Raw genomic sequence first — 15,534 nt, 5'->3', positions numbered from 1 at the left:
CGGTCGGCGGAACTTGTCGGATCGGCACATCCGCGGGCCCGTCCCGGCCCGCTAAGGTCGTGCGCACCGACGCGCAGCCGAACGAGAGGGTCCTGATGAGTCGATCTGTCCTCGTGACCGGGGGTAACCGGGGCATCGGCCTCGCCATCGCCCGCGAGCTCGCCGCCGCGGGCGACGCGGTCGCGGTGACCTACCGGTCCGGTGAGCCCCCCGAGGGGCTGTTCGGCGTGCGGTGCGACGTGACGAGCACCGAGGACGTCGACGCCGCGTTCGGGAAGGTCGAGGCGGAACAGGGGCCCGTCGAGGTGCTCGTCGCCAACGCCGGGATCACCAAGGACACCCTCCTGGCGATCATGGCGGAGGACGCGTTCACCTCCGTCCTCGACACGAACCTGACCGGCGCGTTCCGCGTCGCGAAACGCGCGACCAAGGGCATGATGCGCAAACGCTCGGGACGGATCGTCCTGGTCTCCTCCGTGGTCGGGCTGTCGGGCTCGGCCGGGCAGACTAACTACGCCGCGTCCAAGGCGGGCATGGTCGGCTTCGCCCGCTCGCTGGCCCGCGAACTCGGCTCCCGCAACGTCACCGTCAACGTCGTCGCCCCCGGGTTCGTCGACACCGACATGACCGCGGTGCTGTCGGAGGACCAGCAGAAGGCCATCACCGCATCGGTCCCCCTCGGCCGGATCGCGCGACCGGAAGAGATCGCCAAGGCCGTGCGGTTCCTGGCGAGCGACGACGCCTCCTACATCACCGGGGCCGTGCTCCCGGTCGACGGCGGACTGGGAATGGGGCACTGACGATCATGGGCATTCTCGAAGGCAAGCGGATCCTGGTCACCGGCGTCCTGACCGACGCCTCGATCGGCTTCCACATCGCGCGGGTCGCGCAGGAGCAGGGCGCCGAGGTGGCGTTGACCGCCTACCCGCGCCCGACGCTCACCGAGCGCACCGCCAAGCGGCTCCCGTCCGGCCCCGACTCACCGCCCCCGGTGATCGAGCTGGACGTGACGAACACCGAGCAGCTCGACGCCCTCGCCGGGAACCTCCGCGACCACGGCTTCGACAACCTGGACGGCGTCGTCCACGCCATCGCGTTCGCGCCGCAGACCGCCCTCGGCGGCACGTTCCTGGAGACGCCGTGGGAGGACGTCGCGACCGCCGTGCACGCCTCGACGTACTCGCTGAAGTCGCTGACGATGGCGTGCCTGCCGCTGATGAAGGACGGCGGCTCCGTCGTCGGCCTCGACTTCGACGCCACCAAGGCGTGGCCGGTGTACGACTGGATGGGCGTGGCGAAGGCCGGCCTGGAGTCGTGCGCCCGCTACCTCGCCAAGTACCTCGGCCCCCAGGGCATCCGCGTCAACCTCGTCGCCGCCGGCCCGCTCGCCACGATGGCGGCCAAGAGCATCCCCGGCTTCGAGAGCATCACGGACCTGTGGTCGCAGAACGCGCCCCTCGGCTGGGACCTCAAGGACAGCGAACCCACCGCCCGCGCCTGCGTGGCCCTGCTCTCCGACTGGTTCCCCGCGACGACGGGCGAGATCGTCCACGTAGACGGCGGCCTCCACTCGGTAGGAGCTGGGAGTTGACTAGATGCTCGCTGCGCGATCAGGTTCTCGCTTCGCTTGAACCTGCCTTCGGACGCGATCGCAGTGGCCCAGGTTGTCGCGGGGTTGCGGTGACGGGCTGAGGTAGGTTCGCGAGGTCGCCGGTGGTGCGGTCATCCCGTTGCTCCGGCTCGCCCGGTTCGCCGTGCCGTCAGATCCTCGCAGGCTCGCAGTCTGCGTTCGGACGCGATCACCGACCCTGGGATCGTCGCGGGTTGTGGTGATGGAGCGGGGCGGGGCGCGCCGACCGGGGGCGGTTACTGGGTCATGAGTCTTGCTAGGCGGGTGCGGCGGGGTGGGGCGGGGGTGTCGCGGACGGCCTTGGCCAGGTTCGGGCCTGCTCCTTGGACGACCGACAGGTGACGGTGTGCGAGGCCGAAGGCGGTCGTGACCAGGGGGCGGGACAGGCCGTCCGGGGTCATGACGGCGACGATGGCGGGGCGGGGCGTTCCGCGGGCCTGGTCGATCGTTATGGCCCAGCCGTGCCGTAGGCGGGATGCGTCCGCCGGGGAGATGACGGTGGGGCCGGTGGGGAACTCGACGTCCAGGCCGTGGGCGCCGCCGCCGGTGACCGTTCCTGTCTCCCCGACAGCGGCGTGGGGGAGTGGCGCGGCGACGACCACGCGGTCGCCGGGGTCCAGGCCGCCGAACCTGCCGGGGCCCGGGTTCAGGCGCGCCTTGATCGCGGTGTTCAGGGCGGTGGCGCCCGCGTCGCCGCCCGTGGTGGGTGTGACGACCTGGACGTCGTCGATCGGGATTCCGAGCGCGCGGGGGATCGAGTCGGTGACGAGCTGGACCGTGCGGTGCACCGCCTCTTCGTGGCCGTCGGCGGGCACGATGACGACCTCGCGTCCCGGGGCGTCCACGGCGACGAGGTCACCGCCGCGCACCGCCTCGGTCAGCGTGCCGATGGGGTCGGATTGCGGCGCGGCGTCCAAGGTCACGACCGGTACCGTCTCCGAGGCCTCCAGGTCGTCCAACGGGCGTCCGGGGCCGGCGGGCGGCGGGGCGTCCGGCTCGGCGCACAGCACCAGGTGCGCGCCGTCGGGGCACGCCTCCACCAGCACCGCGCACAGTTCGACGTCCAGCGCGGACGCGTCCGTCACGATGACCAGGTCGAGGTCGAGGGGGCGCTGCTCGCCACGGCCGTACACGACGGCGCCCGGCGCCCCGGACGGGTCGTCGTGGGGCTCCAACAGCCGGTGGAGGCTCGTCACCGCGGCGCCGTCCGCCGCTGCCAGGACGGTGGCGGCGCGGTCGGTGGGCGCGGCCACGGCGGCGCGCACGCCCGCGCCCGCGGCGGCCGCCGCGACGTCGAGGGCGGTGCGCGCGAGGTCGCGGGGCGTGCCGCGCAGGACGCTGACGCCGGTGCGGAGCGCGGCGGTGAGCGCGAGGGAGCGGTCCTCGGGCAGCCCGTCGCGCAGGCCCTTGACGGTCGCGTCGTCCAGCAGCGGCTCGGCCGTGAGCGTCAGCCGCCGGAAGCCCTCCGCCGCGGCCTCCTCGGCGAGCGCCCACCGCGCCGGGCCCAGCGTCTCCTCCGGTTCGGGCGGCTCGGCGTCCTCCTCGAACGCCTCCTCGTCGAACTCGGGTTCCTCGGTGAGCGCGAGCACCTCCGCCTCGTCGAGCGCGGCCTCCACCGCCCGCCTCGGGTCGGCGACCTGGACGCGTTCCAGCGCGGACACGACGTCGGCGGCGGGCGTGACCGTGTGACCGGCGCGCGCCGCCTCGGTCAGCAGGTGCAGGACGAGCGCCCGGCCGCGCCGGGGGTCGTCCGGCCGCGCGTCCGGGCCGAGGACCGCGCGGGCGAAGTGGTCGGCCTGTCGGGGCCCGACGCCGGGGACGCGCAGCAGCCGCCACGGGTCGTCGCGGAGCCGCCCGGCGGCGCCGGGGCCGAGCCGCGCGGCGGTCCGGGCCGCGAGCGGCGCCGGGACGCCCGTCTCGGCGAACAGGTCGGTGAGCGCGCGCAGCCCCTCATGTGGTCCCTCAGGTGGCCCCTCCCGCGGGTCGGGTGGCGCGGCCGGGGGCTGTGCCTGGGGTTGCGCGGGGGCCTGGGTGGGCCGTACGGCCCGTGCGGCCTCCTCCGCCGCGTGCATCGCCTCCGCGGCGCGCGCCGCGCGTTCGGCGGGCGAAGTGTCGCGGTCGTCTGGGTTCACGGGCTTCCCGTCGAGGTGTCGGAGACATCGTCCAGCGCCGCGCGGATCTCGTTCGGCAGCGTCAGGTCCTCGCTCTCCAATATCACGCCGAGTTGCGCGGCCGTCCGGGCGCCGACGACCGGCGCGGCGACCCCGGGACGGTCACGGACCCAGGCGAGCGCCACCGCCACCGGGGACCGGCCGAGGCCCTCGGCGGCCGTCACCACCGACTCGACGATGCGGGCGCACTCCTCGTCCAGGTACGGCTGGACGAACTCGGAGTAGTGCGCGGCGGCGGCCCGGGACCCGGCGGGGATCCCGGTGCGGTACTTGCCGGTCAGCACGCCCCGGCCGAGCGGCGACCACGCCAGCAGCCCGGCCCCGGCGTCCACGGTCGCGGGCACCACCTCCCGCTCGATGTCGCGGCGCAGCAGCGAGTACTCCAGCTGCGCCGACACGACGGGGGAGCGGCCCGGCCAGGCGCGTTGCCACGCGGCGGCCTTGGAGATCTGCCAGCCCGCGTAGTTGGACACGCCGACGTACCGGGTCCGGCCGGACGCGACGGCCTCGTCCAGCGCCGACAGCGTCTCCTCCAGCGGCGTCGCCGGGTCGTACACGTGCAGCTGCCACAGGTCGACGTGGTCGAGGTCCATGCGGTCGAGGGAGGCGTCCAGGGCGCGGAGCAGATGCCGCCGCGAACCGTCGTAGCGGCCGTTCGGCCTGATGGCGGCCTTCGTCGCGACGACGAGCCGGTCCCGGTCGACGCGTTCGCGCAGCAGCCGCCCGAGGATCCGTTCGCTCTCCCCGCCGTTGTAGACGTCGGCGGTGTCGACCAGGGTCCCCCCGGCGTCGACGAACGTGGTGAGCTGTTCCGCGGCCTCCTCCGCGTCGGTGTCCTGCCCCCAGGTCATGGTGCCGAGACCCAGGCGGGACACCAGCAGCCCGCTCCGCCCGAGGTGACGCTCCTTCATAGGCGGTCAATGTAGCGGTCCGCGGTGACGTCGACGTGCACCACCGCCGCTCCGACCACGTCCCGGAAATCCGCCCGTCAGAGCCAGCCGCTGCGGCGCAGCCGGCGGAACAGCAACACGCAGACCACCGCGACCACCACGAGCATCACCGGGTACGACCACGTCCATTTCAGCTCCGGCATGTGCTCGAAGTTCATGCCGTAGATCCCGGCGACCGCGGTCGGCACCGCGATGATCGCGGCCCACGCCGAGATCTTTCTCATGTCCTCGTTCTGCTGCTTGCCGAGCAGCGCCAGATGTGCCGTCAGGACACTGTTCAGCAGTTCGTTGTGCGCGTCGACCTGCTGGTCGACGCGCAGCAGGTGGTCGAGGACGTCACGGAAGTACTCGCGGGTGGAGGCGCACTCGGCGACCCGGCCCCGGACGATCTCCTGCAGAACCGGGATGAGCGGGTCCTCGGCGGTGCGGAACTCCAGCACCTCCCGCTTGAGTGAGTAGACGGCCTCGGTGACGTCCCGCGCCGCCGGATCGAACACGGCCTTCTCCAGCTGGATGATGTCGATCTCGACCTCGTGGGCGACGATGCCGTACCGGTCGACGACCTCGTCGCACACGGCGTACAGGACGGCGGTGGCACCGTGCTTGAGCAGTTCCGGCGAGTCCTCCAGCCGCTGGCGGACCGGCCCGAGCGGGTTCGCGGCGCCGTGCCGGACGGTGACGACGAAGTCCGGCCCGAGGAACACCATGATCTCCCCGACCTCGATGTCGGAGGTCTCGTCGATGTAGGCGAGCGTCTTCAACACGACGAACAGCGTGTCGTCGTAGCGTTCCATCTTGGGCCGCTGATGCGCGGACACGGCGTCCTCGGCGGCCAGCGGATGCAGGTCCAGTTCCTCCTTGACCAGCTCGAACTCGTCCTCGTCGGGTTCGAACAGCCCGATCCAGACGAAGCAGTCGCCGTCCTCCCGGGCCAGGTCGAAGGCGTCGCTGATGTCGCCGTCGATGTCGCGGCGGGTCCCGTCGGCGTAGATGGCCTTGTCCACGATCACACGCCGCATTGTTCCGCATCCGCGCCGCGGGAACCGCCGCGTCGGCGCCACCGCCCATCTCCTAGAGTGACCGCTGTGACGATGCTTCTCCTGGTACGGCATGGCCTGACCGCGATGACCGGTCCCGTCCTCGCGGGGTGGACGCCGGGGGTGCCTCTCGACGAACGCGGCCGCGCGCAGGTCACCGCGGTCGCCGCCCGCCTCGCGCCGCTGCCGCTCGCCGCGATCGTGACCAGCCCCCTCGAACGCTGCGCCGAGACCGCCGGGGCCATCGCCGCCGGCCACGCCGTCGAGGTCGACACCGACGAACGGTTCGGCGAGGTCCGCTACGGCGACTGGACGGGCCGTCCCCTGAAGGAACTCGCCGAGGAACCCCTGTGGCGGGTCGTGCAGACCCACCCGAGCGCCGCCCGGTTCCCCGGCGAGGACGGCGAGTCCCTCGCCGCCGCCCAGCACCGCGCCGTCACCGCCGTCCGGGACTGGAACGCCCGGATCGCCGCCGACCACGGCCCCGACGCCGTCTACGCGGTGTGCAGCCACGGCGACATCATCAAGGCGGTCGTCGCCGACGCGCTCGGCGTCCACCTCGACCAGTTCCAACGGATCCAGGTCGACCCCGCGTCGATCACCGCGATCCGGTACACGGAGACACGTCCGTTCGTCGTCCGCGTCAACGACACCGGCGGCGATGTCACCGGTCTCGTGCCCGAACCGTCCGGCGACGACACGGGAGGAAACGGACTCGGGCCGGGTGACGCGGTGCCCGGCGGCGGCGCGTAGGGTCTTTGTCATGCCCGTCATCTCCTACGATCTGCCGGAACGGTTCGTCGCCGGGGCCGTCGGGCGGCCCGGCGACCGCGCCTTCTACCTGCAGGCGCGCTCCGGCCGCCGCGTCACCAGCGTCGGCCTGGAGAAGTTCCAGGTGACGCTCCTGGCGGAACGGCTGGAGGAACTCCTGGACGAGGTGCTGCGGCGCAGCGGCGGCGAGGCGCCCGTGCCCGCCGTCACCCCCTCCGAACTCGTCGACGACGGCCCCCTCGACCAGCCGGTCGAGGAGGAGTTCCGGGTCGGCACGATGGCGCTGGCCTGGGACCCCGACGACGAACAGGTCGTCATCGAGGCGCAGGAGGTCACCGAGACCGAGGAGGAGACCGAGGTCGGCGAGGACGACCCCGCCATCGCGGTGCTTCGGGTCCGGATCAGCGCGGCGCAGGCCCGCGCGTTCGCCGAACGGGCCCTGAAGGTCGTCGCCGCCGGGCGGCCCCCGTGCCCGCTGTGCGGCCTGCCCCTCGACACCGAGGGCCACGTGTGCCCTCGCCAGAACGGATACCTCGGCTGAGATGACCGCCGCCGGGTCCGCCGAGGACGAAATGGGCTCGTTGTGCTGGATCATGGACGGCGCTCCCGGGAGAATGACCCCATGACGCAGCCCTCCCGGGACCGGGCGCCCGCGGGCGACGCCGCCGGACACGGGACGTCCGGACCCCCGGTCTCCCCCCGCGACATCGCGGCCGCCGAGCGGCTGTTGACCGCCGGACGCCTCAACGTGGAGGGCCGCCTCGTCCAGGCGTCCAACGCCACCCTGTACTGCACCGTCGAACACGACGGGCGGACCGCGGCCTGCGTCTACAAACCGGTCGCGGGCGAACGGCCGCTGTGGGACTTCCCCGACGGCACCCTCGCCGAACGGGAGGTCGCCGCCTACGAGGTGTCCAAGGCCATGGGCTGGGGCACCGTCCCGCCCACCGTGCACCGCGACGGCCCCTACGGACCCGGCATGGTGCAACTGTGGGTCGAACCCGACCCCGACGTCGACCTGGTGGCCCTGTCCCGCTCCGAGGACGACGAGATCCGCCGCATGGCGGTGTTCGACGCCGTCGTCAACAACGCCGACCGCAAGATCGGGCACCTGCTGCCCCCCGGGGACGGCCGCGTCTACGGCTGCGACCACGGCGTCTGCTTCTCCGTCGAGTACAAGCTCCGCACCGTCCTGTGGCAGTGGCGCGGCAAACCCCTGACACCGGAGGCCCTGGAGGCCCTGGACCGCGTCGCCGCCGCCCTCGGCGACGGCCCGCTCGGCCCCCGCCTGTCGGAACTGCTCACCCCCGACGAGGTCGACGCCACTCGCCGCCGCGTCGACCTGATGCTCAAACACCGCATCCACCCCTACCCCCCGGAAGACTGGCCGGCGATTCCCTGGCCGCCGCTGTAGTCCAGGGGGGACGACCCCCCTGGAACCCCCCGTTGCGAGCAGGTCGATCCTCACGCCACGGTGCGGGTTCGCTGTGACCGTGCGGGTCGCGTCGTGGCGCTGCGGTCGACCTGCTCGGCGGTGCGCGCGGCCTCCGGCGCTGGGGCGCCTCCGGCCGCGCGAACCGTGACCGTCGGCTGGGGTTTGCTCCAGGGACCGAGCTGTGACCCGTCCGAGGAAAGGGTGTCGGTCTGGGGATGTGGGGGCGGGGAGTTGGGGGGATCTGGTGGGGTGGTGCAATTGGGGGCATGTGTACGGCGATCATTAGTTTTGACCCCTCGTCGCCGGTGCCCGTGCTGCTTGTCGGTGTGCGGGACGAGTTCGTCGCTCGGGAGTGGGAGGCGCCGGGGCGGCACTGGCCGGATCGGCCGGGGCTGGTCGGTGGACGGGATCTGCGGGCGGGCGGGACGTGGTTGGCCGTGGATCCGGGGGCGCCCCGCGTCGCCACGGTGTTGAACGGGCGGGGGCGGATGGCGCCGGAGACGGGTCGCCTGTCACGGGGCGAGTTGCCACTGCGGGTGGCTGCCGACGGCAAGCTCGGGCGGCTCGACCTCGCGTCGTTCGACCCGTTCCATCTCCTGGGCGCGGAACCCGACCGGGTGCGGTTGTGGCGGTGGGACGGAGTGGAACTCGTCGAACGGGAACTGGGGCCCGGACTCCACATGATCGTCAACAGTGGGCTGGAGGGGGAGGGGCGGCTCGAAGGGCAGACCGAGGACGCCTACATGGCGGCGCGGCTCGCGCACTTCCGGCCGCGGCTGGCCGCGGCGGCGCGGCCCGAGCCCGGCCCGGACGTGCCCCTGGAACAGGCGTGGGGGGAGTGGCTGCCGCTGGTGACCGGCGACGGGCTGCCCCGGGCCGACCACCGGGCCCTGCTGCCGCTGTTCGACCTCGGCGAGGGACGGGTGTGGGGCACCACCTCCGTCAGCCTCACCGCCCTCACCGCGGCCGGCGTCCGGTACGACTTCTCGGCCGTCTCCGGTGACGCCTCCACCTGGGCTCGGGTGCTGTAGGCGAATTTCGTCGACCGGCCTCCGCGGCGTGACACACGGTGTTAGCTTGGCCACTCATCGCGAGCTCGGGTGGACGGGGGGTGCCGGGACGCATGCCGTTCCAGGTCGCCTGGGATCGTCTCCGCCGTGACCGGCTCGCCGTCGCGTCGCTGGTCGTGCTGCTGTCGATCGCGGTGTTCGCGTTGCTGGCGCCGCTGTGGGCGCATCTCACCGGTCACCCCTACGACCGGACGTTCCCCGGCACGGGCCTGGACGTCGCGGGGCAGCCGCGCGGGCCCGGCGCGCAGTTCCCGCTCGGCGCCGACCGGCTCGGCCGGGACGTCCTCGTCCGCGCCGCCTACGGCACCCGGGTCTCCCTGGTCGTCGGGGTCTGCGCGGCGCTGCTCGCCACCGTCGCCGGGACCGTCGCCGGGCTCGTGTCCGGGTTCGCGGGCGGCGCCGTCGACGCGCTGCTGGCCCGGCTGATGGACATGACCCTCGCGCTGCCCGGCCTTCTCGTCGCGATCACGCTGGCGACGACGTTCCAGGTGTCGTCGCCGGCCGCGGGGCTGGCGCTGACGACCGTGGTGATCGCGTTCTTCTCGGCCGCGGCGTACGGGCGGGTGATCCGCGGTCAGGTGATGGCGCTGCGGCGCAGCGAGTTCATCGACGCCGCCCGGTCCATCGGCTCCTCCGACGCCCGCATCATGGTCGTGGACGTCCTGCCGAACCTGGCCGCGCAGGTGACCGTGCTGACGTCGCTGCAGATCCCGGCGGCGATCGTGTTCGAGGCGACGCTGTCGTTCCTCGGCGCCGGGGTCCCGCCGCCGACGCCGAGCCTCGGCTCGATGCTCGGCGAGGGCGGTGAGGTGTTCCGGTCCGCGTGGTGGCTCCTCGCCGTCCCGGGCGCCCTGCTGCTGGCGACCACGCTGGCGTTCAACCTGCTCGGCGACGGGATCCGCGACGCCCTCGACCCGCGCGACGGGGCCGGGCGCCGGAGGTGAGCGGGGGATTGCCGCGTTTCGTCCTGCGCCGCCTGCTGTACTCGGCCGCGGTGCTGTGGCTGGTGTCCACGCTGGTGTTCGTGTTCCTGCACGTCTCGCCCCTTCCGGTGGAACGCGTCATCGGCGGGCCCCGCGCCACCGCCGAGACGCTGGAGCTGATCCGCGGCAACCTCGGCCTGGACCGGCCCGTCCTCGTCCAGTACTGGAGGTTCGCGGGACGCCTCCTGCGCGGCGACCTCGGCGACTCCTACGTCAACGGGACGCCGGTGACGACGCTGATCGCCGAGCGGCTCCCCGCGACGCTGTGGCTCGTCGCGGGCGCCGGGACCCTGTGGTTCGCCAGCGGCGTCGCCCTCGGCGTGCTCGGCGCCGCCAGGGCGCGGACTCCGTGGGACCGGGCCGTCACGGCGTTCGTGCTGGTCGGCCTGTCCACGCCGCCGTTCGTGCTGGCCCTGGTACTGCTCCACGTGTTCGCCACCGGCCTCGACCGGGCCGGCGTCCCCGCGTTCGAGGCGGGACCGCCGTTGCAGGAGCACTTCCTCCAGCGGATGGTCCTCCCGTGGGCCGCGCTGGCGTTCCTGATGCTCGCCTCGTACACGCGCCTGACCCGCGCCGCGATGCTGGACGTCCTCGGCGAGGACTACGTCCGGACGGCGCGGGCCAAGGGGCTGCCGGAGCGCCGCGTCGTGCTCCGCCACGGGCTGCGGCCCGCGCTGACCCCGGTCGTCACCCAGCTCGGCGTCGACGTCGGCGCCCTCGTCGGCTCCACGGTGGTCATCGAGAAGGTGTTCGGGCTGCAGGGCGTGGGGCAGCTCGTCCACCAGTCCGTCGCGGCCGGCGACACCCCGGTGATCATCGGGGTGACGTTGACGGTGACGCTGTTCGTGGTCGCCGCGAACCTGCTGGTGGACCTCGCCCACGCGTTCCTGGACCCGCGCGTCCGGCGGCCCTGACCGGTCCACCCCGACGGATCGGACACTTACCGTGATCTCGCCGCATAACCGCGATCAGGGCATGGATAAGCTTTCCTTATGCGATCGTGGCCCGCCCCCGAAGTCCCCGGCCTGACCCAGGTGGGCCTGCCCGCCGCGGCCCGGCCGCTGCTCCTGCACGACACGGGCACGGGGACGGCGCGTCCCGCCGGCCCCGCCGACCCCGGCGGCACCGCCCGCATGTACGTGTGCGGGATCACCCCCTACGACGCCACCCACCTCGGCCACGCCAACACCTACCTGGCGTTCGACCTGGTCAACCGGGTGTGGCGGGACCTCGGGCACCGGGTGCACTACGTCCAGAACACCACCGACGTCGACGACCCGCTGTTGGAACGCGCCCGGGACACCGGCGAGGACTGGCGGCGCCTCGCCGACCGGGAGATCCAGCTGTTCCGCGACGACATGACGGCGCTGCGGATCCTGCCGCCCGACCGGTACGTCGGCGCGGTCGAGGCGATCCCGCTGATCGTCGAGATGATCGAGAAGCTGCGGGGCCGGGACGCCGCCTACGAGGTGGCCGGCGACGTGTACTTCCCGGTCGCGGCCGACCCCGCGTTCGGCCGGGTCAGCGGGTTGAGCAGGGCGGAGATGGCGCCGCTGTTCGCCGAGCGCGGCGGCGACCCGGACCGGCCCGGCAAACGCGACCCGCTCGACGCGCTGCTGTGGATGGCGCGGCGCCCCGGCGAGCCGGGCTGGGAGTCGCCGTTCGGGGAGGGCCGCCCCGGCTGGCACGTGGAGTGTTCGGCGATCTCCATCGAGTACCTCGGGATGGCGTTCGACGTGGAGGGCGGCGGCTCCGACCTGGCGTTCCCGCACCACGAGATGAGCGCCTCCCACGCCCAGGTCGCCACCGGCGAACGGCCCCACGCCCGCGCCTACGTCCACGCGGGCATGGTCGGCCTGGACGGCGAGAAGATGTCGAAGTCGCGCGGCAACCTGGTGTTCGTGTCGAGGCTGCGGCAGGCGGGCGTCGACCCGATGGCGATCCGGTTGGCGCTGCTCGCCCACCACTACCGCGCCGACTGGGACTGGACCGGGGACACCCTGGACGAGGCCGCCGCGCGGCTGGAACGGTGGCGCGCCGCCGTGGCCCGTCCGTCCGGCCCGCCCGCGGGGCCCGTCGCCGCCGCCGTCCGCGACCGTCTGACCGACGACCTCGACGCCCCGGCCGCGCTCGCCGCCGTCGACGCCTGGGCCGCCGCGGACGGCGCCGACACCACCGCCCCCGCACGGATCGGGGCCGTGGTCGACGCCCTCCTCGGCATCGCCCTCTGACCCGGCGGTTCACGCTGGGACGTGGCGGCGCCCGACCGGCGCCGGGTGTCTCAGCCGGGGTCGCGGCGCCGCAGGTAGCGTTCGAACTCGCGGGCGATGGCGTCGCCGCTCGCCTCCGGCAGCTCGGTGGCGTCCTTCTGCTCCTCCAGCGTCCGGACGTACTCGGCGACCTCGGAGTCCTCCTCGGCGAGCTCGTTGACGCCGTTCTCCCAGGCGCGGGCCTCCTCGGGCAGCTCCCCGAGCGGGATCGCGACGTCCAGGACGTCCTCGACGCGGCGCAGCAACGCGAGGGTGGCCTTCGGGGACGGCGGCTGCGCGACGTAATGCGGGACGGCCGCCCACAGCGACACCGTGTCGAGGTCGGCCTTGGTGCACGCGTCCTGCAGGACGCCGAGGATGCCGGTGGGCCCCTCGTAGCGGGCCGGCTCCAGGTGCAGGGTGCGGGCCAGGCCCGCCTCGGACGCGGCGCCGGTGACGGGCACCGGCCGGGTGTGCGGCGCGTCGGCGAGCAGCGCGCCGAGCAGTACGACGTTGCGGATCTCCAGCTCCATCATCAACCCGATCAGCTCCCGGCAGAACGACCGCCACCGCATGTTCGGCTCGATGCCGTGCAGCAGGACGACGTCCTTGCCGTCCGGCAGCCGCGCCCACGACACGCGCGTCGTCGGCCAGGTGATCCCGCGGGTCTCGCCGTCGGTCATCTCCACGATCGGGCGGGTGACCTGGAAGTCGTAGTAGTCGTCGGGGTCGAGTTCCGCGATCGGCACCGCCTCCCAGGTGGCCTCCAGATGCGAGATGACCCCGCTGGCGGCCTCCCCGGCGTCGTTCCACCCCTCAAAGGCGGCCACGAGCACCGGATCGACCAGCTCCGGCAGACTCTCCAGCTCGACCACGCGCTGCCTCCTTCCGACGCCCAGGTACAGCGTCACCGACGGGGGACCTCATTCCCGGGGGCGGCCCCCGGCTCATGATCGGTGGCTGTCAGCCTACGTCCTGACGGTGACGTACCCCACCCTTCGGCGACCCCACGTCCACCCTGTACGCCCCAGGCGGAATAACGGCCGGGCGCCGTCACTTACCGTCGATGGCGGGGACGATCACGACGTCGCGGGGGAGCGGCGCGTCCACCATGGTTTACTCGCCGGTAGTTTCCCGAGAGGAGCGCTGTGACCCGAGGGGGCCCGCAGGCCGTTCTGTTCGACATGGACGGCCTGCTCATCGATTCCGAGCGCGTCTGGCTGGAGGTCGAGTCGGAGGTCATGGCGTGGCTGGGCGGCGAGTGGAGCCGCGCCCACCAGGAACACCTCGTCGGCGGCTCCCTGTCCGTGGCCGTCGACTACATGCTGGAGTTGACCGGCGCGGACGCGCCGCCCGAGGAGGTCGGGCGGCGAATGCTGGACGGCATGGTCGAGCGGCTGAGCGCCTGCGTCCCGATGATGCCCGGCGCCAAGGATCTGCTGGCCGAGGTCCGCGCGGCGGGCGTCCCGGCGGCGCTGGTGTCCTCCAGCCACCGGCGGCTCCTGGAACCGGTGCTGGACGCCGTCGGCCGCGAGCACTTCGCGTTGAGCGTCGCGGGCGACGAGGTGACGCGGACCAAACCCGATCCCGAGCCCTACCTGACGGCCACGGTCCGGCTCGGCGCCGACCCGGCCCGGTGCGTGGCGCTGGAGGACTCCCCGAACGGCGTCGCCGCGGCCGAGGCCGCGGGCTGCGTCACCGTCGCGGTGCCGAGCGTCCTGCCGATCCCGCCCGCGCCGGGACGCGTCGTGGTCGCGTCGCTGCGCGAGGTGAGCCTCGCGACCCTGCGGGCGCTGCCCCCGTTCGACGCACCCTGATACCTGCGGGGCGGTTCTCAGGGGACGGGTCCCGCCGCAGGAGGAGAGGCCCGTCGGCACAAACCGTCCGCCGGGAGGATCGGAACCGCCGTTCGGCGTGTGACGATGGAGGAGAGCAGCACCGTACGGAGTGAGGGGTCGGCATGAGCGACGCAGCCATTTTCGCGATCAGTCTCGGAGTCACCCTGCTCGGGTTGGTCATCAGCTGGGGCGTCCACCGGCGCCGCGGCGCGGGCGTGGGCCTGCGCGGCGCGGCCCTGTCGCTGGTGCCGCTCGCGGCGGCGATGACCGGGGTGAGCGAGTTCTTCGTCGATCTGGCCTTCAGCCCGGTCAAGTGGGCGGGCGTGGCCGTCGCGGGGCTCGCGGTCCTGCTCTACATGACGTCCGGCGCCATGATGAGCCGCCGCGCGGGCTCCGGCGGCGGCAAGAGGGCCGCCGAGGGCGGGGACGCCCCGGCGAAGCCCGCCGGACGTTCCGGCAAGGGGAAGAAGGCCGTGGAGGGCCCCGCGCAGGGCGGCGGCGACCCCGAGATGGCGGAGATCGAGCGAATCCTGCGCGAGCACGGCATCTCCTGACCCCGACGCCGAACCCGGCCTCCGCCCCGCCCCCCGCCCGCCCTCACACCCCACCGGGCACACGGCCCGACGCACGGCCCGGGGCACGATCCGATGCACGGCTCGACGCCCGACCGGGCACGCCACTGGGCGCAGGCCCCGACGCATGACCGAGCGCCCGACCGTGCACACGGCCCGACGATCCGGCGCGCGGTCGAGCGCGCGGTTCGGCGCCTGACCGGGGGCGCGGTCCGACGCGCGACTGGGCGCGCGGTCCGGCGCGTGGCCGGCCGCACGGCCCCATGCACGGCCCGGCACGCGAGCGGGCGCACAGCCGGGTATACGACCCGGCGCACGAGCGGGCATACGACCGAGCCCACGGCCCGGCGCACGAGCGACGGCATGACCAGGCGCATGATCAGGTGCACGGGCCGGCACACGAACGGGTGCATGATCGGGCGCACGGCCGGGCGCACGGCCCGGCACGGGACCGGGCATACGGCCCGACCTACGGGTCCCACCCACAGCCGGCGCGCGGCCCGGCGTGCGGGCGGTGTGTGGTTCGGTGCGCAGGCCCTTGGCGGTAGGGCGTTTGGTGACGGCGGGGAGGGGGGACGTCGTGATCTTGGGGTGTCCCGGCGTTTCCGGGTGCGCTGCTGACCTGCGGAGAAACGGTCTCGGAACGGACTCAGTACGGTAAAGCTTTCCGGTCTAGACCAGTCTGGTATTGCCTGCCCAGGTAGCGCTGAACGTACTATTCGGGCGATTTATCCGACGTGGGGTGCGGACGCGTGTTCCCGAGATGACGACGAGATCACAAGTCAGATACGGGTACTGGCGAAGGTCGCCTCACGGATGGACAGTCGT

General features: G+C 73.3%; 15 protein-coding genes. 11 read left to right on the top strand and 4 right to left on the bottom strand.

Going from position 1 to position 15,534, the window contains the following annotated elements:
- Positions 1-95 precede the first annotated feature (95 nt).
- A complete protein-coding gene (gene fabG / locus D0T12_RS17460; protein WP_117401074.1) occupies positions 96-800 on the top strand; it encodes a 3-oxoacyl-[acyl-carrier-protein] reductase in 705 nt (234 codons plus the stop codon).
- A 5-nt stretch (positions 801-805) separates the two neighbouring features.
- Positions 806-1,591: an enoyl-ACP reductase FabI gene (fabI, locus tag D0T12_RS17455; protein WP_199487516.1), complete on the top strand. Its 786-nt coding sequence runs from the start codon at positions 806-808 to the stop codon at positions 1,589-1,591.
- A 275-nt stretch (positions 1,592-1,866) separates the two neighbouring features.
- On the opposite strand, the gene D0T12_RS17450 is transcribed toward fabI, so the two are convergent.
- From D0T12_RS17450 to corA, 3 genes are all read right to left on the bottom strand, one after another.
- On the bottom strand, positions 1,867-3,762 hold the full coding sequence (locus D0T12_RS17450) for a helix-hairpin-helix domain-containing protein (RefSeq protein ID WP_233526132.1): 1,896 nt from the start codon (positions 3,760-3,762) through the stop codon (positions 1,867-1,869).
- Positions 3,759-4,712, bottom strand: coding sequence for an aldo/keto reductase (locus tag D0T12_RS17445; protein WP_117400665.1), 954 nt, complete (start codon positions 4,710-4,712; stop codon positions 3,759-3,761). The genes D0T12_RS17450 and D0T12_RS17445 overlap by 4 nt, the downstream gene beginning before the upstream one ends.
- A gap of 77 nt (positions 4,713-4,789) precedes the next feature.
- Entirely contained in the window at positions 4,790-5,761 is a 972-nt protein-coding gene (corA, locus tag D0T12_RS17440; protein WP_199487515.1) for a magnesium/cobalt transporter CorA, read from the bottom strand.
- A gap of 75 nt (positions 5,762-5,836) precedes the next feature.
- On the opposite strand from corA, the gene D0T12_RS17435 reads away from it, so the two are divergent.
- The 7 genes from D0T12_RS17435 (at position 5,837) to mshC (ending at position 12,278) form a co-directional block, all read left to right on the top strand.
- On the top strand, positions 5,837-6,541 hold the full coding sequence (locus D0T12_RS17435) for a histidine phosphatase family protein (protein ID WP_117400663.1): 705 nt from the start codon (positions 5,837-5,839) through the stop codon (positions 6,539-6,541).
- 10 nt (positions 6,542-6,551) lie between these two features.
- The gene (locus tag D0T12_RS17430) at positions 6,552-7,100 is read left to right on the top strand and encodes a DUF3090 domain-containing protein (protein WP_117401072.1); all 549 of its coding nucleotides are present in this window, start codon (positions 6,552-6,554) and stop codon (positions 7,098-7,100) included.
- An 81-nt stretch (positions 7,101-7,181) separates the two neighbouring features.
- Positions 7,182-7,973 carry an SCO1664 family protein gene (locus D0T12_RS17425; RefSeq protein ID WP_117400662.1) on the top strand — a complete coding sequence of 264 codons (792 nt, stop codon included), beginning with the start codon at positions 7,182-7,184 and terminating at the stop codon, positions 7,971-7,973.
- 236 nt (positions 7,974-8,209) lie between these two features.
- Complete coding sequence (locus D0T12_RS17420; RefSeq protein WP_325050818.1) at positions 8,210-9,025, top strand: NRDE family protein; 816 nt, start codon at positions 8,210-8,212, stop codon at positions 9,023-9,025.
- Positions 9,026-9,117: 92 nt separating this feature from the next.
- The gene (locus D0T12_RS17415; protein WP_117400660.1) at positions 9,118-10,008 is read left to right on the top strand and encodes an ABC transporter permease; all 891 of its coding nucleotides are present in this window, start codon (positions 9,118-9,120) and stop codon (positions 10,006-10,008) included.
- Positions 10,009-10,016: 8 nt separating this feature from the next.
- Positions 10,017-10,961 carry an ABC transporter permease gene (locus tag D0T12_RS17410; RefSeq protein WP_117400659.1) on the top strand — a complete coding sequence of 315 codons (945 nt, stop codon included), beginning with the start codon at positions 10,017-10,019 and terminating at the stop codon, positions 10,959-10,961.
- A 78-nt stretch (positions 10,962-11,039) separates the two neighbouring features.
- Positions 11,040-12,278, top strand: coding sequence for a cysteine--1-D-myo-inosityl 2-amino-2-deoxy-alpha-D-glucopyranoside ligase (mshC, locus tag D0T12_RS17405; RefSeq protein WP_117400658.1), 1,239 nt, complete (start codon positions 11,040-11,042; stop codon positions 12,276-12,278).
- A gap of 50 nt (positions 12,279-12,328) precedes the next feature.
- On the opposite strand, the gene D0T12_RS17400 is transcribed toward mshC, so the two are convergent.
- A complete protein-coding gene (locus D0T12_RS17400) occupies positions 12,329-13,171 on the bottom strand; it encodes a PAC2 family protein (RefSeq protein ID WP_117401071.1) in 843 nt (280 codons plus the stop codon).
- A 273-nt stretch (positions 13,172-13,444) separates the two neighbouring features.
- On the opposite strand from D0T12_RS17400, the gene D0T12_RS17395 reads away from it, so the two are divergent.
- The gene (locus D0T12_RS17395; RefSeq protein WP_233526131.1) at positions 13,445-14,113 is read left to right on the top strand and encodes an HAD family hydrolase; all 669 of its coding nucleotides are present in this window, start codon (positions 13,445-13,447) and stop codon (positions 14,111-14,113) included.
- Positions 14,114-14,256: 143 nt separating this feature from the next.
- Positions 14,257-14,688 (top strand): hypothetical protein, encoded by a 432-nt coding sequence (locus D0T12_RS17390; RefSeq protein ID WP_117400657.1) that lies wholly within the window; start codon positions 14,257-14,259, stop codon positions 14,686-14,688.
- Positions 14,689-15,534 lie beyond the last annotated feature (846 nt).

The sequence above is a fragment of the Actinomadura spongiicola genome, assembly GCF_003432485.1.
GTDB classification, from domain to species: Bacteria; Actinomycetota; Actinomycetes; order Streptosporangiales; family Streptosporangiaceae; genus Spirillospora; species Spirillospora spongiicola.
The sequence above is the reverse complement of the archived record's forward strand: the minus strand, read 5'-3'. Positions and strand labels throughout refer to the sequence as shown.

Coding starts and splice junctions, on each gene's coding strand:
- D0T12_RS17425 (WP_117400662.1), top strand. CDS start 7,182: ATGACGCAGCCCTCCCGGGACCGGGCGCCCGCGGGCGACGCCGCCGGA.
- D0T12_RS17420 (WP_325050818.1), top strand. CDS start 8,210: ATGTGGGGGCGGGGAGTTGGGGGGATCTGGTGGGGTGGTGCAATTGGG.
- mshC (WP_117400658.1), top strand. CDS start 11,040: ATGCGATCGTGGCCCGCCCCCGAAGTCCCCGGCCTGACCCAGGTGGGC.
- D0T12_RS17390 (WP_117400657.1), top strand. CDS start 14,257: ATGAGCGACGCAGCCATTTTCGCGATCAGTCTCGGAGTCACCCTGCTC.
- fabI (WP_199487516.1), top strand. CDS start 806: ATGGGCATTCTCGAAGGCAAGCGGATCCTGGTCACCGGCGTCCTGACC.
- D0T12_RS17445 (WP_117400665.1), bottom strand. CDS start 4,712: ATGAAGGAGCGTCACCTCGGGCGGAGCGGGCTGCTGGTGTCCCGCCTG.
- D0T12_RS17430 (WP_117401072.1), top strand. CDS start 6,552: ATGCCCGTCATCTCCTACGATCTGCCGGAACGGTTCGTCGCCGGGGCC.
- fabG (WP_117401074.1), top strand. CDS start 96: ATGAGTCGATCTGTCCTCGTGACCGGGGGTAACCGGGGCATCGGCCTC.
- D0T12_RS17415 (WP_117400660.1), top strand. CDS start 9,118: ATGCCGTTCCAGGTCGCCTGGGATCGTCTCCGCCGTGACCGGCTCGCC.